We start from the raw sequence: 25,557 nt of genomic DNA on the forward strand, positions 1-25,557 counted from the left end.
GCAGCCGAGGGGGCACCCACCGCATGGCCAAACTGTATTTCCGCTACGGAGCCATGAACAGCGGCAAGAGCACGTCCATGCTCCAGGCGGCCTACAACTATGAGGAACGCGGCCACAAGGTGCTGCTGACCAAGCCGTCGGTCGACACCAAGGGCGACCGCGGCATCCTCTCGCGCCTGGGCGTCACCCGGGGAGTCGACTACCTGCTCACCCCCGAGACGGATGCCTACGCCTCCTTCCAGCAGCACCGCGCCGAGGTGCTCTCCGCCACCGGCCTCGACGTGAGCTGCCTGCTCGTGGACGAGGCCCAGTTTTTGACCGAGTCGCAGGTCGACGACCTGCTGCGGATCGCGATTCTTCAGAACATCCCGGTGCTGGCGTACGGCATCCGCACCGATTTTCAGACCGTGGCCTTTCCCGGCAGCCGCCGGCTGCTCGAGGTGGCGCACAGCCTCGAGGAGCTTAAGACCATCTGCCGCTGCGGCCGGAAGGCCGTGTTCAACGGGCGCCAGATCGACGGCGTCTTCGTCTTCGACGGCGCCCAGGTGGCGATCGACGGCGAGCAGGTCACCTACGAGTCCCTCTGCGGCTCGTGCTACCTCGAGGAGAGCGGCGGCGTGCTCAACAACCGCCGGCGTTCCGTGCAGGCCTGACCTGGCCTGGGGAGACCGTCAGGCCTCGGGCCGGCAGTCGATGATGAAGGCCATCAGCGTGGTGGCGTCCCCGGTGTCGAAGAGGGTGCTGAGGTGCTCGTTGTATTCGAGTCTGCGTCGAGCAGACACCGAGATGGCGTCGAATCCCGACGCCATGAGGTGGCCGGCCATCATCAGCCGGGACGTGCGTTTGTTGCCGTCGAAGTAGAACTGGGCCCGGGTGGCGGCACAGAAGTACGTGATGGCTTGCTCGCGCGCGTCCGGCAGGGTGTAGAGGTAACGGAGGAGGCGGTCGTGCTCGTCAATCAGAGTCTCCCCGTGCTCTCCAGGAGGGGACGCCTGGTAGGTTCCCAAATCACCCAGCCCGACAAGGCCTCCGCCGGTGACGTTGCCCTCTCCTCGAAAATGGCCTGACTCGATTTCTTCATGCACGGCCACGCGGCGGTGCACTTCGTCGCTCACGTCTTTGGTGAGGGCGAAAGTACCGTCGCCGACGAGCGTGTCAACATAGTTGAACGCCTCCTGGAGGGCGAGGATCTGGTTCTGGTCATAGACCCGGTGCCCGCTCACCGTGACGCCTTCGAGGAGGGTCTGCACCTCGGGCAGGGTGTACGGGTTGCCTTCCAGCGACGCCGCATCCCAGATGTACTCCGGGAGGGCGGCCCGAAACCGGGCGCGGGCGCGGTCGGTGGCCGACTGTGGGAGCAGGTCCCAGGCAACGGATGCGGAGTCCCACACGATTCCTGTCGCCGCGCGCTGCTGATTGACCACGCTGCGGGGCAGGGAGCTCCCCGGCAGCTCAGGTCGTGGCTGCGGCGGCTTCGAACGCTTCTGGTACTGGTTGGACCCTCGGGCCCAGTGGTTGGGTGTGTCGGTCATGGTTCACCAGCTCCGTGCAATGGTTTCGGCTTCGTCTGCGAGCGCACCGCCGATGCCGAATGCGTCCACCAGGGTCTGGATGGGGGCGACCACCCGGATGCCGTCGTCGAGGAACGCGTCCACGTCCAAGTCGGCCGTGTACGGGACGACGATGAGGTCGGCCTCCTCCGGTCGGCACAGTGCCATGTGGGCCAGGCGGCGAACCAGGCGATGCGGGTCGGCGGTGTAGACCACGGACGGTCCGGCCGCGGGGTCGTTCGTGTCGGGGTTCAGCCTTCTGATGCCGCTGAGCCCGGACAGGATCCATGGCGTCTCGCCGGCGCTGGCGGCCGCCGCGATCTTGAGCTCGTCCACGCTGCCGCACAGATATGTTGCGCCGGCGCGTTTCAACAGGGAGGAGCTCACGCCGGCAGTGCGAGCGATTTCGACGGGGTCACCGTTTGGCACCCAGCGGTGCAATCGGGCCTCCCAGTCGGCGACGGCCTTGTCCTTTTCGCCGGTCGCCGGCCCAGCCAGGATTTCCCGGGCAGCCCGCGCGGCGTTGACGTCCGAGAGCGGAGCGAGACTGATGTCCAGGTCGAAACCGGCGGCCAGGGCGAGTTCTCGGAGCGTGCCGACGGAGGGGTCGACTTGCGCGCCTTCGATGCGGTAGATCGTGGATTTGGACACGCCGGAGCGTAGTGCGAGCGCCCGCCGGTCAAGGCCGACGCTGGCTCGGATGTCGTCCAGCAGCTGTCGCATATCCGGTACTATACATGAGTCATTCCCGTATATGGGATCTTGAATCAATATGTCCCATATTTGGGTTAGAACCTGATGTGGACAAATCAAACCAAGGAAAACAAGGGAGAGGGGGCGCTCAAACGACACTGAGTCGTGAGCGCCCCACCAACCCCCCGGTTGATTTCCCAACTACAACGTAGGCGCGTTTTTCCCGCCTCACCAGCCGTCACTTTCTGTGGCACCCCAACGGGGGTACTGCGCGGGCCGCCCGAATCCTGTGCAAAACTGGCAGCGAAACCGCACCAGAACCGCAGCAAGCCGCACCAGAACAGCCGGTCACACGGCTCAACAAGACAACCAAACCCGCCATCGCCGAGCACCACCCATGCAAGGAACCTGATGTCCCGCTTCCGAGTCGCCCTGATCGATGACCACGAGATCGTCGCCCGCGGCTTCGCAAACCTCTTCTCCACCATCCCCGAAATCGAGGTCGTCGGCACCGTCGCGACCGTGACCGAGCTGCTCGAATTCGCTGCCTCGCAGGACCAGCAGGTCGACCTGGTCATCCTCGACCTGCGGTTGTCCGACGGATCCCTGGTGGGCAGCAACGTGGATCGGCTGCGCGCCGCGGGGGCCGCCGTGCTCGCTTTCACCGGCGGTGATGACGAGGTGCTGATGCGGCACGCCGCGCGCAGCGGCGTGCTCGGCGTGGTGCGCAAGTCCGAGCCGACCGCGGTGCTGCTCGACGCGGTCACGCGCGCGGCGGCGGGGGAGACGATCGCGTCCACGGAGTGGGCAGCGGCCCTCGACGGTGACCCTGACCTGGCCGATGCCGGGCTGAGCAACCGGGAGCGCGAGGCGCTCTCCCTCTACGCGGCGGGCGCGAAGGCGCCCCTGGTGGCGTCGCGGATGGGACTGTCAGAGGCCACGGTGATCGACTACATCCGTCGGGTGCGCACCAAGTATGAGCGGGTGGGCCGCCCCGCCAACACGAAGATCGACCTCTACAAGCGCGCGCTGGAAGACGGCATCCTGCCCATCCCCGGCCAGTCGTGACCGCTCGCACGCGCAAGGTGCCGCCAGCTCCGACCGCGGTCGAGCGGCACGCGCGCGTGCTCTACGGCGCCATGGGTGTCGCCGCACTGGCCTTCGGCCTGCTCTGCCTGGGCACCTACCTCGACCAGGCCTGGCGCCCCGCACCTGCCCTGTCGCTGCTGGCCTTCCTGCTGGTCTTCGGCCTCCCGATACTGATCGGCCTGCTCTCCAGAGGGGCGCCGCTGCGCCTGTTGCGCGCCCTCGCCCTGGCCGACGGGGTCGTGTTCCTGGTCATCCTCGGGTTCTGGCTGGTCGTGCGCGCCGAACCCCTCACCACCGGGGCCTCCGACATCCCCTGGGTGATCTCCTTCACCGGAATCCCCGCCATGGCCGTGGCTGTGGCCACCCGTGACCGGATCGGCTGGGCCTACACGGTCGTAGTCTGCACGGCGAGCGGACTGCTGCGGGCCGCCACCACGACCGATTCGCAACCGTTTCTGGTGGGCGTCGAAGACGCTCTGTACTCCCTGCTGATGATTACGGTCTTCGTCGGCCTGACCGCGATCACCCGGCGCCGGGCCGCCCAGGTCGACGCCGCCGCCCGGGTGATGCGCGCCGACCGGGCCGCCCGGGCCGCCCAGGTGGCGCGCAAGCGGGTGCGCCTGACCATCGACGCGCTCGTGCACGACAGCGTCATCTCCACCCTGCTGATGGCCGGCCGCGGCGGTATCCCCACCCTCACCCTCGCCCGTCATGCGCAGACCACGCTGACCCGCCTCGACGCCCTCCGCGCACCCACGGTCAGCCCGGGCTTCCCCACCACTGGCCACGAACTGGTCGACTCGCTCGAGCAGCTGGCGGCAGACCTGGCACCGGATGCCGCGGTGCACTCCGACCTGTCCGACACCCTCCGCATACCCGCCGTGGCAGTGACCGCCCTGCTCGACGCCGTCGGCGAGGCGCTGCGCAATTCGGTCGCCGCGGCCGGACGCGGGCAGGGCCGCCAGGTCGTCCGCACCGTCACCGTGCAGGGTCGACGCGGCGGCATCCGGGTGCTCGTGCACGACGACGGCGCCGGCTTCGACCCGTCCCGGGTGCCCGCCGAGCGCCTCGGCATCACGCAGAGCATCATCGGCCGGATGGAGCGGTTGACCGGCGGCGCGGCCTCGGTGCGGTCCCGCCCGGGGGCCGGCACCGAGGTGGAGGTGTCCTGGACGCCGGAGCCCCGGCCCGCGGGCGTCCCTGCCGCGGCCACGCCCGCCGGCGCTGCGCCCGCAGCTCTGGCGACCCTTGTCCACCCCGCCCCCGCCGCTGTCCTGACGCGCCCAGAGCCGACCGCCCCAGAGCCGACCGCCCCAGACCCGACCATCCCAGACCCGCCCAACTCACTCGCGCCCAAACGCGTGCGCCTGCCGAGCCCGGTGAACTTCGCCATCCTCGCACTCTTCGTCCTCGTGCACGCCCTGCTCGCCTTCGGTGACGACGAACCGGTGGCGACCCTGCCGGGGGAGGTCCTCGGTTTCGTCGCCCTGGTGCTCGCCGCCCTCATCATGGCCCGCGCGTACATCAATCAAATGACCCGCATCAGGGCCGCAGCGGTCGTCGCCTTGTGCGCGGCATCCGCGGCACTGGTCTCGTTCCCGATGACGCCGGCGAATCCCACGCCGTTCGGGCACTGGTACCTCGGCGCGATCACCCTGCTCCTACTCGTGCTCGCCGTGAGGGGCCGCTCCGGCCTGGCCTGGCTCGGCTACGCACTCATGTCCGCGATCGCCATCGTGTGGTCGATCGCCAACGATCTGACCGTGGCCGAGGGCCTGGTGATGGTCAGCCGCCATGCCGGAACGCTGCTCGCCGGCAGCCTGTTCGCCGTGGGGCTGGCGCGGTCCACCCAGGCGCTGTCCGTGCTGAACCACGAGCGGGCCCTGAACGGCGCCGCATCGGCCACAGCCGTGGCCGCGATAGAGGAGCGCGAGTCGCAGCTCGCCCGGGTGAACGTGCTCTCCCGCCCCACCCTCGACCGGCTCGCGCAGAGCACCGAGCTGAGCCCCGAGGTGCGCACGGAATGTCTGCTGGTCGAGGCCACCCTCCGCGACGCCATGCGGGCCCGCGCCCTATTCGTGGAGCCGGTCGTATCGGCCACCCGCGCCGCCCGTCTGCGCGGCGTCGAGGTGACCCTGCTCGACGACAGCGGCGACCACCAGCCCGCCCAGATGGCCGTCGTCGTCGCCGCGGTCGCGGACGAGTTGAACGTGCTCGCCTCCGGCCGCCTCACGGCACGGTTGCTCCCCGCCGACCGGCCCATCATCGCGTCGATCGTGATCGACGCGGCCACTCCCCACATGCTGGTGGTCACGCCGGAGGGTCTCCTGCAGGAGGCCTGAAGGCCCCCATGAACCGCCGCTGCAGAGACGAAAACGCAGTAACTGAGGGTTATCACACCCCAATGGGGATAGCACGTTCGGTCCGTGTGTAAAGATAGCGGAGGGGGGAACGCAATTCCAGCGGTTCCTTCGTGCCCAGCACTACCGAAGGAACGCTCGTGGAGCTCAAGGACTACCTCAGAATCTTTCACAAAAGTTGGATCCTGATTCTCGCTTGCACCCTGTTCGGCATTGCCGCAGCGGCAGGGGCGGCCATCGCCACCACCCCGAAGTACGTCGCCAGCACCCAACTCTACGTCTCGGTGCAGGCTGCATCCGGCGCAGGGACAACCGACTTAGTGCAAGGCACGAGCTTCGCGCGGCAGGCCGTCACGTCCTACGTCGACGTCGTCAACAGCGCGATCGTTCTCAACGAGGTCATCAAGGAGCTGAAGCTCGACGTCACCGCGGCGCAACTCGCTTCAACGGTCACGTCGGCGTCTCCTCTCAACACAGTGCTCATCAATGTAACGGTCAGCAACAGCGACCCTGAACTCGCCGCCAAGATCGCCAACTCGGTTGGGCAGAATTTCAGCAAGATCGTCGTCGACCGGCTTGAGAAGCCCGACGGCGAAGCGGCCAGCCCGGTGAAGATCGAGACGATCCAGCCCGCGATCGTGCCGACCAAACCGGCCAGCCCGAACGTTCCGTTGAACATCGCCCTCGGTCTGCTGCTCGGTCTCACGGTCGGCATCGGCCTCGCCGTGCTCCGCAACGTGCTCGACACTCGAATCCACAGCCTGCACGACATCGAGCTCGTAACCGATTCGCCCATGCTCGGCGGCATCACCAATGACCCCGGGGCGAGCCTTCGTCCCCTGGTCGTGCACTCAGACCCGAAGAACCCGCGGGCCGAATCGTTCCGCAGCCTGCGCACCAACCTCCAGTTCGTGAACATCGAGGGCGGACCACGCAGCTTCGTCGTCACCAGTTCGGTGCCCGGTGAGGGTAAGAGCACGACCACGGCCAACCTGGCCATTGCGCTCGCCGAGACCGGCGCCCGCGTCGCTTTGATCGACGGCGACCTGCGACTGCCGCGCGTGGCTGAGTATATGGGCATCGAGGGTGGCGTGGGCCTCACCGACGTTCTGATCGGCCGAGCCGAGCTCGCCGATGTGCTGCAGAAGTGGGGCAAGAACAAACTGTTCGTGCTGCCCAGCGGCCGTGTTCCCCCGAACCCGAGCGAACTCCTCGGCTCCGCCGCCATGGCCCGCTTGCTCGGCACGCTCACCGCCGAGTTCGACGTGGTGCTGATCGACGCCCCACCACTCTTGCTGGTGACGGATGCCGCCGTGCTGAGCAAACTTTGCGGCGGTGCCATCATGGTGGTGGCCTCGGGCCGCACGAAGCGCAACGAGCTGACGAGTGCACTGAATGCCCTCGAGCGAGCGGGCAGCCGCCTGGTCGGCATGGTCATCACCATGCTTCCCACCAAGGGACCCGACTCCTACGGTTACGGCCAGTACAGCTACGGCGCGGCCCACGAAGAAGAGAACGACGCAGCCGGAGCCGGGGTGTCCGTCGCTCGGGTCAGCATGCGCAAGGCACGTCGGAGAACTGCCTGATGCAGACCTTCTCGATTCTGACTGTCTGTTCGGGCAACATTTGCCGGTCGCCGCTGGCCGAACAGCTCCTGCGCGTCGGCCTGGCGTCGTGGCCTCAAGTGCAGCTGGCCAGTGCCGGAACCATCGGGCTGACCGGGCAGGGTATGCCCGAGCAAGCGGCGGACCTCTCCCGGCACTTTGGCGGCGATCCGTCTGCTCACGTGGCGCAGGAACTCACTGAGCAGCATCTGCAATCCGCTGACCTGGTATTCGCGATGTCCCGCGAGCACCGTCGCGCCATTGTCGAACTCATGCCGCGCGCTATCCGCTACACGTTCACGATCCGCGAATTCGCGAGGCTCATCGCCGAGCTCACCGATGACGACCTAGATGGGGCCGCAGCTCTCCCCCTCGACGACGTGGCCGGGCGTCTCTCCACCCTGATTGGGTTGGCCGCCTCCCAGCGCGGCGCCGTCGCCCCGCTGGTGTCCGCCGATGACGACGATGTGGTAGACCCCTACCGCCAAAGTGACGAGGTATACGTCGAGTCGGCGCGGCAGCTCGTGCCCGCAATCAATGCGGTCACGGCGCTGTTCCACAGAGCTGCCAGGGTAGTGCGGGAGTAATGAAAGCCATGGGGGGACCCAAAACAAAAGTTCGTAAGAATCGCAACACCGTGCTTCGCCGACGTCTGCTCGTCGCTGGCTTGGCTGCGTTTTTGCTCTTTGACGTGGCGCTGGTCTCCGTCGCGCTCAAGGACACCAAGCCATCGGCCAACGCGGGTTCCATTGTGGCGCCAATCGAAACCACAAGGCCGACCGCCGAGCCCGCGGAGACCGAAGCGCCCGAGGCAAAACCTGTCAAGGCCCTCGCGATCGAAACCCCAGCACCCACGCGCATCCTCACAGCGTTCAGCGCGACCACGGTCTGGCGAGCCACTACCGGCGCCTGCCCCGCCACCACCGCGAACCCGGAACTTTCCACCGACGCCGGCGAAACCTGGACAACTTTTGACGCGTCGAAGGGCACTGACGCCTCTTCCATTCTTTCGCTCTACGTTTCCAGCAAGACCGAGGTATCTTTGGTCACGCTCACGGCTGGGGACTGCACGCCGCAACGCGTGACTACTTTCGTGGCCGGGGACCAGTGGCAGGAATACCCTGATCGGGTCGGAGCGAACTGGTACGTGGACCCAGCAGACCGGGCCACCGTGCATAGCCCCAGCGGAGCATTTACAGCTCCGTGCCCGACTGTCATCGCACTCGCGCCCCGTACCGACTCGGCTGCTGCGCTCCTCTGCTCAGACGGCACACTCTTTCGCACCAGCGATGGTGCCGCTCAGTACGGGCCCGGGGTCGCGCTTTCCGGTGCCGCGAATCTGACCGTCAGCGACGATGGCTACATCATTGTCGCCGCCCAGCAGGTGGACTGCCCGGGCGCCCGGGTACTCGCGACGTCGGATGCAGTCGACGGCGCGCTTACGCCGACCGGATGCCGTGAGGCGACAATTACGCCGGGAGACCTGGCGGTCGCAAGTGCCGATGGAACCGTCTGGCTGTGGGTGGGGGACGCGATGAGCAAGTCGGGTGATGGGGGCGCAACGTGGCAATAAGTGATTTTGCAACGACGAGAATGCAGGAGCTGCACGGGTCCGTGCCACTGGTTCGGTTCGGGACTCAGTATGCGTTCGATGCGGGGGCATTGGTTGTCGCCTTGCTCACGGCGGAGATTTTTCGCTATGAGTTCGACGTGCAACTGGTTGACCTGCCGCCGCTCCTGGCACTGTGCGCAGCTGCGTGCCTCGTCCAGTTCCTGGCGGGCGGTGCCAACCACCTTTATCAAGGGCGTCACATTTACGGCAGCTTCTCCGAGGTGCGAGCGCTGCTCGGGGTCGTACTTGTCGCAGCGGTCGTTCTCGGCATCCCGGTCGCCGTCGCCGGAACCGCAGTGGGCATCCCCCGCAGCACGGTCTTGATTGCGCTGCCGATGGCCTTCGTCCTGATGGGCGGAGTGCGTTACATCAAGCGCCTGCTCGTGGAACGGTCCGTGGTCCAGAAGGATGACATTCAGAAGGCCCTCATTTTCGGTGGCGGTTATATGGGAGCGTCGATTGCTCGCCGTATGACCACCGACCGCAACTCGCCATTCCTGCCGGTGGGGATCATCGACGACGATCCGCTCAAGCGCAATCTCTGGCTCCATGGAGTTCGCGTGGTGGGTTCGCGCGTCGCGCTCTCCGCCGCAGCGGAAGCTACCGGAGCAACCGCACTGGTCGTGGCCATTGCCAAGGCCGATGCCACTTTGCTGCGTGCGATCACCGACGCGGCAAAGATCGCACATCTCAAGGTCCTGGTCCTTCCACCCCTTGAGGAACTACTCAGTGGCAAGTCTCGCCTGCACGATCTTCGCGGAATCGCGATCGAAGACCTGATCGGACGCCACCCCGTCGATACTCACGTCGCGTCGATCGCCGGGTATCTGGCGGGCAAGCGGGTGCTCGTGACGGGTGCCGGCGGTTCCATCGGCTCTGAACTCTGCCGACAGATCGCTAAGTTCGGCCCGAGCGAACTCATCATGCTCGACCGCGATGAGACGGGACTGCAGGGCACCCAGATCTCGATCCTTGGCCACGGGCTTCTCGACACCAAGGATGTTGTGCTCGCAGATATCCGCGATGCCGAGGCCCTGAACGCTATTTTCACCGAGCGGCGGCCCGAGGTGGTTTTCCACGCAGCAGCACTCAAACACTTGCCCATGCTCGAGCAATACCCTGACGAGGCATGGAAAACAAATGTGCTCGGCACCCTCAACGTGCTTGAGGCCGCCCAAGCGGTCGGGGTCACGACGTTCGTGAACATTTCTACGGACAAAGCCGCGAATCCCACGAGCGTACTGGGTCATTCCAAGCGCGTCGCCGAGAAGCTCACCGCCTGGGCCGCGCAGGAAACCGGCCGCGCCTACCTCTCCGTGCGTTTCGGCAACGTCATCGGCAGCCGAGGTTCGATGCTGCCCACCTTCACCACCCTGATCGAAGCGGGGGGACCGCTGACGATCACCCACCCGGACGTGACTCGTTTCTTCATGACCATTCCCGAAGCCTGCCAGTTGGTCATACAAGCCGGCGGCATTGGTCGCCCTGCCGAGGTCCTCATTCTCGACATGGGAGAGCCCGTGAGAATCCTGGACGTCGCAGAGCGCATGATCGAGATGTCCGGCAAGGACATCGATATCGTATTCACCGGACTGCGCCCGGGCGAGAAGATGCACGAAGAACTCATCGGTGAAAACGAGAGAGGCGATCGCCCCGTCCACCCCAAGATCTCGCACGCCGAGATTCCGCCGATCTCCCCCGAAAGCCTGGACAAAGTTCGTTGGTCCGAGAGGTGCGTCGAGAGCCAACACCCGGTGCTGCAGGACTCCGCCCGATGACGATCGCTGGTTGGGTTGCGATCTCGTGTGCCTTCCTAGTGAGCGCAACAGCGCCGCTACTCCTGCGACCGATTCTCACCCGTCTTAGAGTTGTTGATGTTCCCAATGAACGCTCGTCGCACTCTGTACCGGTCCTACGGGGTGCTGGTATCGCCCCGCTCCTCGGCTTTCTCATCGGGATGTCCGCCCTGTTCTCGTTCCTACGACCCTGGATGTTCGAACTCCTGGTGATCGGACTGGCCGGCGTCGCTTTGGCACTCCTTGGCCTCTTCGAGGATCTGCGTGGAGTGCGCATCCTGACACGCGCCTCGGTGCAACTCGCAGTTGGTGCGGTGGCGACATCCGCTCTCGTGTGGCACTCCGGTTCGGCCCTGTGGTGGGTTCCCCTTGGTGCCGTCGCCTTGGCGGGTTACACGAATGCCGCGAACTTCATGGATGGTATCAACGGCATATCAGCTCTGCACGGGGCTGCTGTCGGATCGGCATTCGCGCTCATCGGCGTGCTGACCGAAAGGCCCTGGCTGTTGGCAACCGGGCTCGTGATCGCAGTTTCGTTTGCCGCTTTCTTGCCGTGGAACCTGACGCAAAACCGCATGTTCTTGGGCGATGTCGGCAGCTATCTCCTCGGCGGTGCCATCGGGATCACGGCGATCACCGCAGTCCTGGACGGCGTCGCACCGATAGCGGTCATGGCACCGCTCGTTGTCTACTTGGCTGACACTGCGTTCACTCTTGTCAGACGCGTCCTAGCCGGCGAGGAATGGCAGCAAGCTCATCGTTCTCACGTGTACCAGCGACTCACCGATACAGGCTTGAGCCATCTGAACACTGCTTTCGTCGTGACGACAGGCACGCTAACTGCGAGTGTGGTCGGGCTATTCAGCCTCGTTGGTTCGGTGGCATCAGGTTCCGTCGCAGCCTCGGGAATCGGTTTCGTCGCAGCCGTCTACCTGTCGCTTCCGCTCGTATTAGGGGCGAGAGGCAGGGAGCCTGAAGCTCCGAGGACGGACGGATGGCTGCCTGTCGATTCATATGAGCATGGGGGGTTCGTGCCAGTGCACTGGGTAGTCGTTGGTGGTACGGGGTTCATCGGTTCGGCGTTGGTGGAGGGACTGCGTTTGCAGGGTTTTCAAGTAGATACTGTGACCGCGCCCAGATTGCGCCTGAACCCCAACGCAACAGCTCTGGAAACGCTTGAATTGTTGGCGCAAAGTTCGGATGTCATCGCCTCCCTCGCGGCAGAGATGATGGGAGCGGACGTCGTTGTGAACGCGGCTGGTCTCGCTTCTCCGTGCGCCAGCGCGAGCGAATCTCTTTTCGGGGCCAACGCGCTTCTTCCTGCTGCGATCCTCCTAGCCGCGGAACGTGCACAGGTGCAGAGGCTGATCCATCTCAGCTCGTCCTCAGTTCAGGGACGGCGGAAGGTGCTGGATGAGACCGCCACGACAAGTCCGCTCTCCCCCTATTCGTCGTCAAAGGCGCTGGGTGAGGCCGCCCTATTGGCCGGTGTCAGAGATGGGCAGCACCGCGACTCTCCGGGGCTAGTGATTCTTCGCGCCACGTCCGTCCAGGGGGCGGGGAGGACCACGACGGGGCGCCTCCGGCGTCTCGCGCAGTCACCAGTGGCGTCCGTCGCGAACCCGGGGGACCGACCGACAGGTGTGAGTTCCGTCAAAGGGCTGGTGGAGTTCGTGGTCAGCGTGGGTGCACACAAGGGGAGCGTACCAAGCATCGTCCTGCAACCGTGGGAGGGAATGACGACATCTTCCGTGCTTGAACTGGCAGGTGGGAGGAGTCCACGACGGTTGCCGGCAGGGTTTTGTCGAGCGCTCATCGCTGGTGGCTATCTGTTCGGCTCTTTCATTCCGTCGCTCAGGGGACCAGTCCGTCGAGTTGAGCTCATGTGGCTCGGTCAGGCCCAAGATGCATCCTGGGCTCGGTCGGTTGGTCTTGAGAAGAACTCGTACCTTGCAGAGGTTTTTGAAACAGCGACGGAGCGTGTCCATTGAGAATTGGTGTGTTATCGCAGTGGTTTGATCCCGAGCCGGGCGGCGGCGCCATACCGGGAATTTACAGTCGAGAGTTCGTTGCAGCCGGCCATGAGGTATCGGTTCTGACGGGTTTCCCCAACTACCCATCCGGGCGCATTTACCCGGGATACCCTCAGCGACTCCGAACCGTCACCCGGGAGGCCGGGTATTCGCTGACGCGGGTTCCTCTCTATCCCAGCCACAACTCGTCAAGCCTTGGCCGGATTGCGAACTACGCAACCTTCGCTGCGTCGGCGACTTTGTTGAGTCATTCAGCTCTAAAGAACGTAGACGGAATCTGGGTGTACAACTCTCCAATCACCGTCTCCCTGCCGCTCCTGGCTCATTCACGGTGGGGGAGAACGCCCTACTTCCTGCAAGTTCAGGATCTCTGGCCGGATTCGCTTATCGACAGTGGAATGTTTCCTGGCGGTCTCATTGGGAAGGCAGCGTCGACGATGTTGTCGGGATTGGTCCGCCTGATGGAGGACCGGGCGGGGTTCGTCGGTGTCAGTTCTCCGGGGGCTCGGGATCTGCTCCTTGACCGCAACCCTCGGTTGGATCCGCAGCGCGTTGTCAACGCACCAAATCCGACCGATGAGAGTGTCTTTTATCCTTTGAGTGAACTCAGCCCGTCACAAATTCCGGATGTTCCATGGAGGGACCGGTTCACGGTCATGTACGCGGGCGCCGTCGGAGACGTGCAGGGTCTAGAAAGCCTCATCGACGCGGCGGCGATCATTCGATCGCACGGTGACATCAACATCGTGGTTGTTGGTGACGGAATTGCAAGGCCGAAGCTGGAGGCTCGTGTAGCTGCCTTGGGGCTCAAGAACGTAGATTTCGTGGGGCGAGTCGACAAACAACTTGTTCCTGGATACATGGCCACTGCGCAGGTTCAGCTTGTGTCACTCGCGGAGCGCAAGTTCCTCAAATACACGATGCCCAGCAAAATTACATCGCTCCTCGCCTCGTGCGTGCCTATCATCGGGCAAATTTCGGGTGACGGCGCTCAGCTGATCCAGGAAAGTGGTGCGGGTCTCATCGCCGAGCCGGGCAGTGCTGAATCACTTGCGGCAAAGATCTTGGAAATGGCGTCTCTGTCAGATTCTCAACGTGGTGATATGGCAAAGCTCGGACGCTTCTACTACGAGGAGAACCTCTCGTCGGCGGTGCTTGCTGCGAATGTCACTCGTGCCTTCAGCACTTTCAGCACTTTCAGCCGTTTCAGTGGCTCTCGCGTAAATGCCTAGCTCACGGGCAACGCTTCCACCCGGCACTATGCGAGAGATAGAACCATTTGTTCAATTGTGGGGGGTCCGGAGAACTCACTGAGGTCCCATAACGCGTTGTTCGTTTCGGGGTGAAGTGTGGCAAGCGTGCGATCGACTGCGTTCCCCGTCACAGTGGGAACCACTGTGACGTCTTCTCTCCCGAATCGCCGTAGAACTAACTGAACCAATTCGTTCTTCGTTACCTGATCTGCCGGGATCACGTGGAAGGTTCCTGAAAGTTCAGTTCGGGAAGAAATAAGTCCAACTGCGATGCTGGCGAAGGTGTCCGTGGTCAGACCGTTCCAATGGTGGTCGGTGAACCCGCGGATAGTACCTTGTGCCGGCTGTGAGAGGATCCACTCGATGAGCGATGTGCTCCCAGCGAGCTCACGGCCGATTATTGAACAACGCAAGTTCAGGAAGTGAGGACTCGGAACTTCACCGAGACTCTTTGTTTTCCCGTATACGTCATTCGCGTCGTGGACCGAAGTCTCGACGTAGGAGCCTCGTGATCCGGAGTAGACGCAATCGGTTGCGATTTGAATTACGCGGAAGCCTTGGCGTTCTGCGATTTCAGCCAGGACATAAGGGAATTCCGCGTTTACCCGGATAGCGTCCAATCGAAGTTGCCTATCGGCATCATCCAAGTGGTGCTTGATCAGACCGATGCAGTTGACGACGACGTCCCCTGAACCGTAGCTCTGGAGGAGGGACTGCAAGCCACGATCGCCCACTGCGAATTGGACTCGGCTGATCAGGGCTGATGAGGGTGCGGCGCTTCGGCCAGTAACGGTGGCCTGCATATCGAATTGTTCAAGTCGGCGAACTATTGCGCTTCCCAACATGCCGGCGCCACCGAGAACCAGTACCTTCATATTCATATATCCAAGCTATCGGACCTGCAGAGTTATGACAGGCGGGCAGCTCGGTGTGCCTGTGGGAGAATGTCAATGGCCTTGATTATCAGGGTGAGGGAACTCGAACGTCAACGTGGCTTTAGTTCTTGGTGATGAGGCGCAATGGGCCCGCGGGGGCCGCGCGCCGTCTGATAGGGCAACAAAGATACCTGGGGGAAAAATGGCTATGAAACCTGACTACGAGGGAAAGCGAATCCTCATAACGGGTGGTACCGGCTCCTTCGGTCAGACGGTGACTGAGGCGCTGCTTGGCCGGGGAGCGTCCGAGGTACGTGTGCTGAGCAGAGATGAAGCCAAGCAGGATGCGATGCGTCACAAATTCGGTGACTCTCGGCTGAGATTTTACGTCGGCGATGTCCGTGACTACCTGAGCGTTGATCGAGCCACTCGCGATGTTGACTATGTATTCCACGCTGCAGCCTTGAAACAAGTGCCATCCTGTGAATTCTTTCCGCTTGAAGCTGTCAGGACCAATATCCTCGGCAGCGAGAATGTCATTCGGGCAAGTGAAACCCATGGAGTCAAGTCACTTGTTTGCCTGAGTACTGACAAGGCTGTTTACCCAATCAATGCCATGGGCATGAGCAAGGCCATGATGGAAAAGGTGGCCCAATCCCATGGCCTCAACAACCCGAACGCGGTGACGACGGTGTCGTGCGTGCGTTACGGCAACGTGATGTACTCCAGAGGCTCTGTGATCCCCCTGTTCATTCGGCAGATCACGCAGTCAAAGCAGATCACGGTCACTGATCCTTCGATGACGCGTTTCATGATGTCCTTGGTCGGTTCAGTCGAACTAGTTGAGCATGCCTTTGTTAATGCGAGTCAGGGGGATCTTTTCATTCGAAAGGCCCCATCATGCACCATCGGGGACTTGGTGGAGGCTCTCGGTCATCTGTTCGGCGTCCGTCCGAATGTGAGCGTTATCGGCACAAGACACGCGGAGAAGCTATCCGAATGTTTGGCAAGTGGTGCAGAGCTTGCACGAGCAGACGATATGGGTGACTACTTCCGTATCAATCCCGACAGTCGTGACCTCAACTATGAGCCGTACTTCGAAGAAGGCACTGAGGGGCTCGAAATGTTCCGCGACTACGACTCCCACACGACGGAACGGTTGGACGTGGACGGAGTCGAGGAGCTGCTCCTGACCATCCCTGAGGTCAGGGACGAAATCGCACAATGGTCCAAGGCGTGATGACGGGCGGCAAACTCTTGAGCAATTCTTCGGGGGCGACGAACAAGCTCAAGGTCGTGACCATAGTGGGCACGCGTCCGGAGATAATCCGCCTGGCACCGACAATCAAGCTCCTGGACGCCTTCACTGAACATGTGCTGGTGCACACCGGTCAGAATTACGACTATGAGTTGAACGAGATCTTCTTTGAGGACTTGGGATTGCGATCTCCCGATATCTTTCTCGGAGTTGATACGACTTCGCTCGGCACAGTGCTCGGATCAGTTCTGATCAAGACGGAGGCTGTCCTAGCCGAGCAACGCCCGGATGCGCTGGTAATACTGGGCGATACAAACAGCTCCATATCAGCGCTCATTGCAAAGAGAATGAAGATACCCGTCTACCATATGGAGGCTGGCAACAGATCGTTCGATGAAAACGTTCCTGAGGAGATCAATCGTCGTCTCGTGGATCACATTTCCGACTATAACCTCGTGTATACAGAACACGCTCGACGAAATTTGCTCGCTGAGGGGATCCATCCGTCTCGCATTCTCCTCACAGGCTCGCCGATGCATGAAGTCCTAGCCGAGAATGCGGAGTCAATCGCTCGTAGCGAGGTATTGACGCGAATGGGATTGAAAGAACGTGGCTACTTCTTGGTCAGCATGCACCGGGAAGAAAACGTGGATGCTCCAGGACGCCTGACCTCGGTTCTGGAGGCGCTCGGTCAGATCGTCGATAAGTATGAGCTACCGATGCTTGTCTCAACGCACCCCCGCACACGTAAACGGTTGGAAGGACAATCGGATGGGCTGAAAGACAAGCTACAGTTCCACCCACCATTTGGTTTCAACGACTACGTGAAGCTCCAACAGTCCGCCAAGTTGGTGCTTTCTGACAGTGGCACGATAAGCGAAGAGTCGGCGCTGCTAGGTTTTCCGGCCGTCACTCTGCGAGATTTCATCGAACGGCCTGAAGCCCTGGACGCGGGGGCGATCATTTCCACTGGGATTTCGACAAAAAGCGTCCTCCAAGCAGTGACATTTGCTCTTTCGGGAACTTGGAAGACAACCGTCCCAGATGAGTACCTGATCACGAACACATCCCATCGTGTCCTGGCTTTCCTACTTTCCACCGCCCATTCTCACCACCAGAGAACGGGAATTCGGCCAACCGACTGAGACGGCTCGTTGGCTCTCCTGATATTTTGGGCTGCAGCTTCCCCTAATCGAGCATCGAGCGCGCGCAGCGGCTGTGAGCCGAATCACTCGACAGGGATGCGTTATAGCTGTTGGGTTACTTGCTCTCGTCCGCAAATCTCAGCATTTCGAAGATGTGTGGACCTTTCAATTGCGACATCCAACGGTCGTAAGCTGCACCAGCGGCGGCGCGGCCTGCGGATCTTTCCTCCAGCGATTGCGCTGCATAGCCAGCGATCGCAGTCCTCCAACGCTCTGGAGACTGATCGGATACGAGGCTGCCACCCCCATCGGTAAGGACAGAGGTCCAGGGCGTGTATGGCGTGCAAACGACAGGGCAAGAGACGGACAACGCCTCAGCAATGACGTGCCCGAAGTTCTCTCCAGCGGTTGGCAGGAGGAGTGCATCGTAGGAGCATAAGCGGTCACGTACTTCGTCCGGCTTGACCGGTCCCATGAACCGTGCGGTAACGTGAGCCGGCAGTCGGTTCGCGCTCTCTCGGCAGGCCACAAGGTACAGTGCATCTTCCTCGGGACCGTAGATGTCGAGGTTCACGGCCGAATTCACGTTCTGCAATGCATCGAGCAGGATCAGTAGTCCTTTGTGCTCGACCAGTCGTCCGAGAAACACAAAATTCACCTGCAAGACATTGTTCAGGTCGTTACGGGGGGCGGCGCGAGCGTGGCGGGGCAGCGATGTCTCATCTTCGCGAACAAGAATCCGTGCAGAGTTTCCCCATTCCCGGACGATGTCCCCAGCCTCGGCTGCCGATGAGGCATGCCAATAGACCCTGCGGTGCAAGGAAAGCGCCTTGTAGAAGAAGATGTATAGGCGCTTCTTCGTTGTGGACCGCAGAAGCGCACCAGTACCGAATTCGCCGCGAGGGGCGAGGAGACGTATAGGTCTTCCCCAGAAGCCCAGGGTCATGAGCAGCTGGGGAAGAACTGACAAGGTGGGGTGGAAGAAGCTATTCAAGTAGAGGACCATTGGGCGCTGAGCTCTGACGGCGAGCAGCGCTTTGGCGAGCAGGCGCACTCTGTTGGTGGACGCAAAATAAACTCGCGCCGCTCCATGATCTAGCCAGCGATTTCCGGCCACGGCGAGTCTTGCCGTAGCCCCATGGTCTCTGTCCGGAGTGATGACTCTCACGTCGAAGTCGGCGGAGGCGCTTTCCACCAGTGCTTCGAGCGTCCGAATCGGTCCTCCGCCGAGGGATGCCGGCGGAAACCCCGGCGCAAATACAGCCACGACCCATTTGCGCCCATTGGTAACTTTCAACATGCGTTATCCGCTCACCTAGTGCAAAGTTGGCAATAGTGACTTATGGATGGTGCTTCGTAAACGTTCTGCAGCCGCCTGCTGTGAAAAAGTGCTCAGTACGCGCTCCCGGCCCTCAATCCCCAGGCTGCTGCGGAGATGTTCATCCTGGGACAATTGGACCAACATTTCTCCAAGTCGGGACTCGACTCCTGGTCCTAGACTCACGAGTCGACCGCCGATGGGCGGTGCGCTGATTACGTACTTGCCGCCTTCCGTGTCCGTGGAGATCACCGGGAGTCCGCAAGCCATGGCCTCCAGAAGGACGATCCCCAACCCTTCCTCAGAAGACGGGAGCACGAAAATGCTCGCGCCTTGGTAGATTGCCGCGAGGTTTTCTGGTGCCACGGGGGCGAGTACGTCTACGTGATCGATGAGTTGGAGATCTACTATTAGACGAAGATCGGCCTCTGCCGGCTTCTCGCGCCCAGCCAGCACCAAGCGAGGGACGTTTGGGTCCAATTCTCGGGCCACCTTGTAGGCCCGGATGAGGTCACCGATTCTCTTTCTCGGATCGGCCAATCGCCCAACGGTCAAAATGTATCCGTCCCGCTGTGTTCTCTCAGCAGGCGTGAAGAAGTCGGTGTCGATACCCGGGGGCGCGAGGATAGCGTCCGACAAACCGCGACGCTGACACTCTTCTAGCATCCATGGGTTGATCACTAATACAGAGTCGGCAAGCCGGAGGCCGGCCTCGTCGAGTCTGCCCGTTATCCAAGTGTTGAGCCCCATGAAGACGCGCCGCAGACCCTTTGCAGAAGACAGGAGGCTTTGGCGCTCTTCAGAAATGAGTGTGGCTGGATACGAGACTATAGGCATGCGCATTCGTCGTATTGCGACGGCTGGCGCCGGAGACCCCGATAAGACCAAGGCGATATCGTATTGACCGAGAAGGCGATCGAGCGATCGGCGGGGCAGGTAGCGAAAGGTTTCGAACTCTGCGAGATGTGAACCGACATCTATGATTCGTGTAGTGCCATATCGTCGCTCCTCCAGACGAGGACCTTTGAACCAGCTGTGGGGAGCCAGGAGGCGGACGCTTTGCGGAGCTCGCCTCGACATTCGAAGGGAAATCACGTCAGTACTCCAGTCGGGGACAAACGCAAGATCCTTCAAGATTGAATCCGCCATGGTGGTGATACCACCACCGACTCCCGATTCAGTTCTGTACTCTGGCACGACAAGAGCGATCCTCACCATTTGCATCCTTCGTTTACGACTTTTTCCTGCGACACGAATCAGCGAACTCTTGCGTTAGACAGAGGCTGGGCCCTGTCGAAAATCAAAAGGGCGCCCAGCGCGCATATGACCGTCAAGGTCGGCACAGATGCCAGGAACTCGGCGACGTCCATCTCCTGTTTCGCGATGATCATCACGAGAACGCTGAAGAACAGGGCGCCATGCAGGTTATTCTGCGCGTCGAGTGCGTCATCGAGGGCCCTCATGATCGCACCGACAAGGACCATGCCAAGGCAAAGTACCCAAATACCGCCGTACATGTACAGCGAACCTTGGAGCGTGATCGCGCTCGAACTTTGAGACGTGCCCTGATAATACGTTCGATAGAAGTCGTAGCCTGAGATTCGAACGGGCTTGTCTACCCAGAAAAGACGAGGGATCAGTGCAGTGACCGGGGCAGCGATTACCTCAATTGCGGGCCTGTAACCGATCTCCACCGGTGTCTTGGTCATGATCAGCGCGAGGTTGTCAATCAGTCGAATACGTGCAACCGTGCTAGCCCCGTTGGAGCTGTCCGTCCCGTTGCTAGGCCTGCTGAGATATTCGTCAAAAGCGAAGATCTTCTGCACGCCAAGTGAAAGTGAGCTCATAACGTCGAGGCGCCCCGACTCGCCGCGAATATCTTCCCGGAAGCCGGTGATCGACGGGGTAACGATGAACACGAAGACGAGCACGACAGCAGCTATGGAGACCATCCGCCATTTGAAATCTCCCAGGAAGAACGGGATGGCGACACTGACCATTGTGGCAACGAACGTCTCCTTCATTCCGGTGAGGAGACTCAGTGCAAGAGCGACTAGGAGTGTCGGGATGAGGAACGTAATCATCTTGTCGAGTTTCGAGATGAAGACCCGCACTGCGAGCCCGAAGAGGGCAATTGACTTCAGCCCGGACAGGATCATCAGTGGTTGGGCGTACCAAGTCGCATCGGCGGAAGTGACCGTGGAGGAATCGCCCAGATATCCGTAGCTGCCTGAGATCGACACTGTCAGTGCGTCAGCGATCAGGCCGAGCGCGAAGACCAGAAGAAGCGCGCCCGGGCCCCGTACATTTTGTGACAACCGTGAGGTGACGACGGACTGGCCCCACCTGAACGGTATGCGAAAGATCTGGGCACGCCCCAACGCGTATCCGATTGCCCAAAGAGTGAAGGACAAACCCACGATCAGAAGCGCTGCCGGAATGATCGACTTGTCTACAAGTTCTGCCGCACCCGTCTGCGGCAGCGTGATCGACATGGTTGCCAAACCGAAGGCCAATGCGCCGAAGGCAAGAAACCAGGCGCCCAGGCGGAGGTCATACAGGCCATAGCTCTTAGACCCCGAAAACAACAACACGAAGACACCCGAGAGGTAACTACCCAAGGCGACCGAGCCCCAGACGATTTCTCCCTCGAGACCTCCAGCGGTGACGGCGCCGTAAACAGAGATCAAGGCGAGCGCCAACAGAATGAACGGCAGGAGCGGCCTGATCGACGTTGCTCGAGACGCCGAGAGGTCGACAAAAGGGGCCTTGATGCCGGCAACCGGATGATTCATTTGCTGCTCGGATCTACTGGTTTCCATCCTCAGGCCTTCCCCGGAACGTGGACTCGGTGCCAACCGCAACTCCGGCTTGAGTCGGCGATGAAAGACCATTTGTCTCGATTGCGCTCTTGCGGTCTGTCCCAGTACCGCGCTGCTCACGCCTCAACAGCGCAAGTGCGACTGCGAGCACCGTAAGTTCGCTCAGGGACACCGCAGACGCAGCGCCTCTAATCCCTAACCAGTTCGTGAAAGGGAGAATTGAGACGGCCCCCACAGCAAGCCCAAGAAGCTGTCCGTAGGTGACTAAGCCCGGCTTGTGCCTTCCCCTCAGCAGGGCGCCAATGACCTGAGAGATCGACCGGAACAGAATCGCGGGGACGATCCACCACACAAGGCCGACCGCATCTGAAAAGGCTTGGCCGAACACGAATGGAATAAGAGGCGCGACAGCAACGGCCACGAGAACTGATACGGCTGCGCTGACTGCAGTGGCACCAAATATCGCGCGGCGCTCAATGTGGCGCCTCTCCATTTCTGAAAGCTGGTCGTTGGCAGACTGTGGGAACACAACGCTGGCCACCGCCGTCGAGAAAGGAAAGGCAAGGCTCGCGACCGACGATGCAACCGCGTATTGCCCGAGATCCGTCGGGGTGGCGATTCGGGAGAGCACCAGTCGGTCAAATTGCGAGGACAGGGATGCGGGTATCGCTGACCCCGCGTACGCGGTGCCATAGCGAGCGAGATCCCCGAGTAGCGCTCGTCGAGGTCGCCCCCCTGCCAGACCCACTTTGTAACTATGGAACATTGCCACCGTGAATTGCGCCGCGATACTCAGCACCAATGCCACCGATAACCAAATGATGTCGAGAATTCCTAAAACGGAAAATGCCCAGACAATTGCGACATATGCGACTGGTTGGCACAGCCGTACGACGTTCCATCGCTTGATCGATACAGATTGGAGGGCGTACACGGAGGCGGCACAAATACTATTTAGCAGGCAGCCGAAAAACGCTATCCGATAGCTCGTTGTGACGCTCTCGACCCCTTGCGCCAAAACACCGGACATCAGAATGCCCAGGGCGCTCACTGTGCCGCCTGCTATCAGCATCAACACTCGCGACGATGCGACATAGTCTTTCTTATGGTTGGACGCTCTGGCCACCCAGAATGTGACGGATCCGCTCTGACCGAGCTCGCCCAGTACTTGGGCGAAGGCGAACCAAGCCATGATGGCCGCGTAATAACCGCGTCCTTCCACTCCCAGGGTGCGGGAAATGACAATCCCCGCAGTGGTAGTCAAGCCCACGATTACAAGGTTCGTTCCCGCCGCATGGACCACGGCATGACGACGCGCCGCAAAGGCTGTCGAAAGTGCGCGTTTCAGTACCCTTATCAAGCGTCGACTTTCAGCCGACAGGTTCGGCGGAGGTCACAATGACCCGAGAAGCGTGGGCAGCCGCACATCGTACGTGTGGTCTCGATGCGCACGGCGGGCGGCAGCATCGCCCATGGCCGCGCCTGCGGCTCGGTTGCTCAGGAGAAAATTGCACTTCTCGACGAGTTCATCAAAGCTCGCGAAGGTCATCACTTCATTTCCTTCATCGAAAAGATCACTCAGCCCCTCCCGCGATTCTGTGAGGGCAGCAGCCCCCGAGCCTGCCGCTTCGAAAAGGCGACAGTTCACGCCTGCGTATTCCCCAGGATGAAGGTTGTTCAGCACCACCCGGGCACTGCGGAACGTCCGTGCCTTCTGCTCCCGGTGCACGCTCATCCCGGAATGGACAGACTCGAGAGCCGGGAGGTCAATCCATCGCGCAAGTCGGGGGCCATAGATCCGGAGAGGAAGTCCCGCCCGGACCATGCGGTCCAGCAGCAGCGCGCGGGTGGGGTGCACGTTTCCCACCAAGGCGATTTCTTCGACCGTCCCATAGTCAGCGTCTGGTCTGTGCCAGGAGGGATTGCACGCCTCGGGCATGTAAGTCGCAGCAACGCCATGGATGGATGTCAGTTGCCTAACCAAGACAGGGTTCTTGAAGAAGATCCGATCGTAGCCGGCGAGAAAAAGATCGTGACGGCCCATGTTGCTGACGTGGTCGGGAAACCAGAGCGCGATTTTCGCTCCACCCGAGCGCAACTCCCGCACTACGGCCGGTTGTATCGTTCGGTCCGTCGTGAGAATCACATCCGGTTTGAAGTCACGCTCCTGTGCGATGAGGTGACGCTGGAGCAGAGCGTCCTGGCGCGGGAGTCGATCGCCAAGTATCGAAATCAGATTCGCCAAGCGGTCGGATTTGGGTCGCGCTCGAGCCGGCCCCGCCGCACGGACGTCGTGTCCGAGACGCCGCAGAGTGTCCGTGACATTGTCGGCAAATGAATCCGCGTCTAACGGTCCGACCACCATAATTCGAGCCAAAATGTATCGCTTCCCCCGACGAATAAGCTGCGTGGGCGAGAAATGTCTCAACCTCACTTCGGCACTCCCGGACTTCATTGCTGTCGCTATGGACATCCGTTGCCTCAGAGGAGTCTAGCCCAGGCCCTGAACGGCTGCCTCTCCAGTCATGGGAGTCCATCTATGTGATGAGTCTCTCCAGACCTCAAATTCGACTTGGAACCGATTCAATTGCTCCGTGGCTGAAATGAAGAGTTCTTCTGACCCGCATTTATCCGCTGTGCTTGAAGACAAGCCCCGAGTCCATCGTCGGCGGTGGTTCCGGTGGGTAGTTGTCTCTATTGGAGTCAGTCTCGTCATTGTTTCTCGGGTGGGGGTTCGATTACTGGCGGTGAAAGCGGAACTTCAAGCGGCGATTCCTCTAGCCTCAACGATCAAGGCCCAGTTGCTGTCAGGGGATTCCGCCGGGTCGATATCGTCTGTTGACGACCTGGCGAAGCACACCGAGAGTGCGCGTTCGCTCACCAGCCATCCGGTCTGGCGCAGGGTCGAACTCATCCCATTCCTGGGTGCGAATCTCTCGGCCGTGCGGGAGGTCGCCGCCGTCTCAAACGACGTGGTTATTCGGGCAGTGAAGCCATTGGTCGCGTCGACGGCGATCCTCAGTTCACGCCCCGTGCTGAAGAACTCGGCGGGGCGCCTCTGTCGCCTTCCTGAAGGAGGTTGACGCCATCAATCTGCGGCAGCGCCAGCGGGTCGTCGCGATCACCCTGCAGACGCTCGACAAGCTCGTCTATACACGGCCAAGGTGGCTGTTCTTGGCCTCAGCTTCAAGCCGCACTCCGGCGATGTCCGGGACTCGCCGGCACTCGGTGGGGAGGTGTCGAATCGTCTTTCCCGTGGACGCAGTTTTCAACCGGTCTGTCGCTCCAAAGGGGGCGTCGAACTTCGAGGCGGCCCGATCTTGCGGGGCAGCCCTCCGACACCTTCGCCGCCACCGCGGTTGCCAGATGCGAGCGCCCAATCAACCTGGCAGTTGAGAGATCCTGCTTGGTCGTGATGGGGCGCCTTGTACAACGTAGCTTCCTCCGCCGCTGCAAGATCGCATGGACAGATTCGCTTGGACATGACGTCGATGGCTTTCCCGCGTTGGATCACTACTCTGCCCCGTGAACTCGCGTGTGCCCCAATAACGTGTTGGTGGACCAGTCGCCAGGCACGACACCTCCCATCGCGGTTTTGTCGAGCATGGCGCCTGATTGCCCTGTCGGAGTTCGCTGCCGAGGCCAGCCTCACCATGCGCCTCAGCTTTCTAACCACGTGGTGGCGATGAAGGTCCGCGCCGGGTAGTCTGTGCCCGAGCAGACCAGGGAATTTGGCATATGTCACGGTCGAAGCGGCGGTAATCCCCATGGTTGACTGAGCGCATGCCACTACGCGTGCTCCACGCCCTGACCGGCCTGCGTTTTGTCGCAGCGCTCCACGTCCTCGTCGGCCACCTCTCCGGCACATTCGCCCAAGGGTGGCCGGGGTGGGCGATGAACTTCGTTCGCACTGGCTACATCGGGGTGTCACTGTTCTTCTTGCTGTCAGGCTTCATCCTCGTGTACACCCAACTCGATCCTGAAACACGTGAAATGCGCGCCCAAAAGGGCTCTCCTGTCGTAACCGTGGGTTAAACCCGGCCGGGGAGCACTGGTTTGTGGCCGCCGAGGCTGAGCATGGCGAGGGCGATGAGGGCGTCGGGTGATTTGAAGCCGAAGGCGATTCGGGTGATGAGTCGGATTTTGGTG

Annotated in this window: 21 protein-coding genes; 13 read left to right on the forward strand and 8 right to left on the reverse strand. The window is 61.6% G+C overall.

What is annotated here, in order from left to right:
* The first annotated feature begins 23 nt into the window (after positions 1-23).
* Positions 24-653 (forward strand): thymidine kinase, encoded by a 630-nt coding sequence (locus E3T42_RS09390; RefSeq protein WP_134402899.1) that lies wholly within the window; start codon positions 24-26, stop codon positions 651-653.
* Positions 654-671: 18 nt separating this feature from the next.
* Here E3T42_RS09390 and E3T42_RS09395 read toward each other — a convergent pair whose 3' ends face one another.
* Both E3T42_RS09395 and E3T42_RS09400 read right to left on the reverse strand, forming a co-directional pair.
* Positions 672-1,532, reverse strand: a complete 861-nt coding sequence (locus E3T42_RS09395; RefSeq protein ID WP_198416909.1) for a hypothetical protein — start codon at positions 1,530-1,532, stop codon at positions 672-674.
* Between the two features lie 3 nt (positions 1,533-1,535).
* Positions 1,536-2,273: a helix-turn-helix transcriptional regulator gene (locus E3T42_RS09400; protein WP_134402900.1), complete on the reverse strand. Its 738-nt coding sequence runs from the start codon at positions 2,271-2,273 to the stop codon at positions 1,536-1,538.
* Positions 2,274-2,654: 381 nt separating this feature from the next.
* Between E3T42_RS09400 and E3T42_RS09405 the strand changes: the two genes are divergently transcribed.
* The 8 genes from E3T42_RS09405 (at position 2,655) to E3T42_RS09440 (ending at position 13,969) form a co-directional block, all read left to right on the forward strand.
* Entirely contained in the window at positions 2,655-3,311 is a 657-nt protein-coding gene (locus E3T42_RS09405; RefSeq protein ID WP_134402901.1) for a response regulator transcription factor, read from the forward strand.
* Positions 3,308-5,674: an ATP-binding protein gene (locus E3T42_RS09410; protein WP_134402902.1), complete on the forward strand. Its 2,367-nt coding sequence runs from the start codon at positions 3,308-3,310 to the stop codon at positions 5,672-5,674. The genes E3T42_RS09405 and E3T42_RS09410 overlap by 4 nt, the downstream gene beginning before the upstream one ends.
* Positions 5,675-5,805: 131 nt before the next feature.
* A complete protein-coding gene (locus E3T42_RS09415; protein ID WP_370262154.1) occupies positions 5,806-7,278 on the forward strand; it encodes a polysaccharide biosynthesis tyrosine autokinase in 1,473 nt (490 codons plus the stop codon).
* A complete protein-coding gene (locus tag E3T42_RS09420) occupies positions 7,278-7,883 on the forward strand; it encodes a low molecular weight phosphatase family protein (RefSeq protein WP_134402903.1) in 606 nt (201 codons plus the stop codon). The genes E3T42_RS09415 and E3T42_RS09420 overlap by 1 nt, the downstream gene beginning before the upstream one ends.
* Positions 7,883-8,869 (forward strand): hypothetical protein, encoded by a 987-nt coding sequence (locus tag E3T42_RS09425; protein WP_134402904.1) that lies wholly within the window; start codon positions 7,883-7,885, stop codon positions 8,867-8,869. The genes E3T42_RS09420 and E3T42_RS09425 overlap by 1 nt, the downstream gene beginning before the upstream one ends.
* A gap of 20 nt (positions 8,870-8,889) precedes the next feature.
* Positions 8,890-10,686, forward strand: coding sequence for a nucleoside-diphosphate sugar epimerase/dehydratase (locus E3T42_RS09430; protein ID WP_134402905.1), 1,797 nt, complete (start codon positions 8,890-8,892; stop codon positions 10,684-10,686).
* Positions 10,687-10,898: 212 nt separating this feature from the next.
* Entirely contained in the window at positions 10,899-12,695 is a 1,797-nt protein-coding gene (locus E3T42_RS09435) for an NAD-dependent epimerase/dehydratase family protein (RefSeq protein ID WP_166805320.1), read from the forward strand.
* On the forward strand, positions 12,692-13,969 hold the full coding sequence (locus E3T42_RS09440) for a glycosyltransferase family 4 protein (protein ID WP_134402907.1): 1,278 nt from the start codon (positions 12,692-12,694) through the stop codon (positions 13,967-13,969). The genes E3T42_RS09435 and E3T42_RS09440 overlap by 4 nt, the downstream gene beginning before the upstream one ends.
* A gap of 26 nt (positions 13,970-13,995) precedes the next feature.
* On the opposite strand, the gene E3T42_RS09445 is transcribed toward E3T42_RS09440, so the two are convergent.
* Entirely contained in the window at positions 13,996-14,871 is an 876-nt protein-coding gene (locus E3T42_RS09445; protein ID WP_134402908.1) for an SDR family oxidoreductase, read from the reverse strand.
* 202 nt (positions 14,872-15,073) lie between these two features.
* Here E3T42_RS09445 and E3T42_RS09450 point away from each other — a divergent pair, with 202 nt between their 5' ends.
* The gene (locus tag E3T42_RS09450) at positions 15,074-16,105 is read left to right on the forward strand and encodes a polysaccharide biosynthesis protein (RefSeq protein WP_134402909.1); all 1,032 of its coding nucleotides are present in this window, start codon (positions 15,074-15,076) and stop codon (positions 16,103-16,105) included.
* Positions 16,105-17,268, forward strand: a complete 1,164-nt coding sequence (gene wecB / locus E3T42_RS09455; protein ID WP_134402919.1) for a non-hydrolyzing UDP-N-acetylglucosamine 2-epimerase — start codon at positions 16,105-16,107, stop codon at positions 17,266-17,268. Before E3T42_RS09450 ends, wecB begins: the two co-directional genes overlap by 1 nt.
* A gap of 115 nt (positions 17,269-17,383) precedes the next feature.
* Here wecB and E3T42_RS09460 read toward each other — a convergent pair whose 3' ends face one another.
* Genes E3T42_RS09460 through E3T42_RS09480 form a run of 5 tightly spaced genes read right to left on the reverse strand, consistent with a single transcriptional unit; the run spans position 17,384 to position 23,653 of the window.
* Positions 17,384-18,568 carry a glycosyltransferase family 4 protein gene (locus tag E3T42_RS09460; RefSeq protein WP_134402910.1) on the reverse strand — a complete coding sequence of 395 codons (1,185 nt, stop codon included), beginning with the start codon at positions 18,566-18,568 and terminating at the stop codon, positions 17,384-17,386.
* A 15-nt stretch (positions 18,569-18,583) separates the two neighbouring features.
* On the reverse strand, positions 18,584-19,804 hold the full coding sequence (locus E3T42_RS09465; protein ID WP_166805321.1) for a glycosyltransferase family 4 protein: 1,221 nt from the start codon (positions 19,802-19,804) through the stop codon (positions 18,584-18,586).
* Positions 19,805-19,842: 38 nt separating this feature from the next.
* Positions 19,843-21,408: a hypothetical protein gene (locus tag E3T42_RS09470; protein WP_134402912.1), complete on the reverse strand. Its 1,566-nt coding sequence runs from the start codon at positions 21,406-21,408 to the stop codon at positions 19,843-19,845.
* On the reverse strand, positions 21,395-22,768 hold the full coding sequence (locus E3T42_RS09475; RefSeq protein ID WP_134402913.1) for an oligosaccharide flippase family protein: 1,374 nt from the start codon (positions 22,766-22,768) through the stop codon (positions 21,395-21,397). Before E3T42_RS09475 ends, E3T42_RS09470 begins: the two co-directional genes overlap by 14 nt.
* Positions 22,769-22,801: 33 nt before the next feature.
* A complete protein-coding gene (locus E3T42_RS09480; RefSeq protein WP_166805322.1) occupies positions 22,802-23,653 on the reverse strand; it encodes a glycosyltransferase in 852 nt (283 codons plus the stop codon).
* Positions 23,654-24,002: 349 nt separating this feature from the next.
* Between E3T42_RS09480 and E3T42_RS09485 the strand changes: the two genes are divergently transcribed.
* Complete coding sequence (locus E3T42_RS09485) at positions 24,003-24,491, forward strand: hypothetical protein (protein ID WP_134402915.1); 489 nt, start codon at positions 24,003-24,005, stop codon at positions 24,489-24,491.
* 700 nt (positions 24,492-25,191) lie between these two features.
* A complete protein-coding gene (locus tag E3T42_RS09490; protein ID WP_134402916.1) occupies positions 25,192-25,443 on the forward strand; it encodes an acyltransferase family protein in 252 nt (83 codons plus the stop codon).
* Positions 25,444-25,557: the final 114 nt, after the last annotated feature.

The organism is Cryobacterium sp. TMT4-10, from assembly GCF_004403275.1.
GTDB lineage: Bacteria > Actinomycetota > Actinomycetes > Actinomycetales > Microbacteriaceae > Cryobacterium > Cryobacterium shii.

What these genes read in the sequence shown, in the direction of transcription:
- wecB (WP_134402919.1), top strand. Translation starts at nt 16,105, where the DNA reads ATGACGGGCGGCAAACTCTTGAGCAATTCTTCGGGGGCGACGAACAAG.
- E3T42_RS09450 (WP_134402909.1), top strand. Translation starts at nt 15,074, where the DNA reads ATGAAACCTGACTACGAGGGAAAGCGAATCCTCATAACGGGTGGTACC.
- E3T42_RS09400 (WP_134402900.1), bottom strand. Translation starts at nt 2,273, where the DNA reads ATGCGACAGCTGCTGGACGACATCCGAGCCAGCGTCGGCCTTGACCGG.
- E3T42_RS09470 (WP_134402912.1), bottom strand. Translation starts at nt 21,408, where the DNA reads ATGGAAACCAGTAGATCCGAGCAGCAAATGAATCATCCGGTTGCCGGC.
- E3T42_RS09490 (WP_134402916.1), top strand. Translation starts at nt 25,192, where the DNA reads ATGCCACTACGCGTGCTCCACGCCCTGACCGGCCTGCGTTTTGTCGCA.
- E3T42_RS09395 (WP_198416909.1), bottom strand. Translation starts at nt 1,532, where the DNA reads ATGACCGACACACCCAACCACTGGGCCCGAGGGTCCAACCAGTACCAG.
- E3T42_RS09420 (WP_134402903.1), top strand. Translation starts at nt 7,278, where the DNA reads ATGCAGACCTTCTCGATTCTGACTGTCTGTTCGGGCAACATTTGCCGG.
- E3T42_RS09460 (WP_134402910.1), bottom strand. Translation starts at nt 18,568, where the DNA reads ATGTTGAAAGTTACCAATGGGCGCAAATGGGTCGTGGCTGTATTTGCG.
- E3T42_RS09465 (WP_166805321.1), bottom strand. Translation starts at nt 19,804, where the DNA reads ATGGTGAGGATCGCTCTTGTCGTGCCAGAGTACAGAACTGAATCGGGA.
- E3T42_RS09425 (WP_134402904.1), top strand. Translation starts at nt 7,883, where the DNA reads ATGAAAGCCATGGGGGGACCCAAAACAAAAGTTCGTAAGAATCGCAAC.
- E3T42_RS09405 (WP_134402901.1), top strand. Translation starts at nt 2,655, where the DNA reads ATGTCCCGCTTCCGAGTCGCCCTGATCGATGACCACGAGATCGTCGCC.
- E3T42_RS09445 (WP_134402908.1), bottom strand. Translation starts at nt 14,871, where the DNA reads ATGAATATGAAGGTACTGGTTCTCGGTGGCGCCGGCATGTTGGGAAGC.
- E3T42_RS09430 (WP_134402905.1), top strand. Translation starts at nt 8,890, where the DNA reads ATGCAGGAGCTGCACGGGTCCGTGCCACTGGTTCGGTTCGGGACTCAG.
- E3T42_RS09390 (WP_134402899.1), top strand. Translation starts at nt 24, where the DNA reads ATGGCCAAACTGTATTTCCGCTACGGAGCCATGAACAGCGGCAAGAGC.
- E3T42_RS09435 (WP_166805320.1), top strand. Translation starts at nt 10,899, where the DNA reads ATGTTCGAACTCCTGGTGATCGGACTGGCCGGCGTCGCTTTGGCACTC.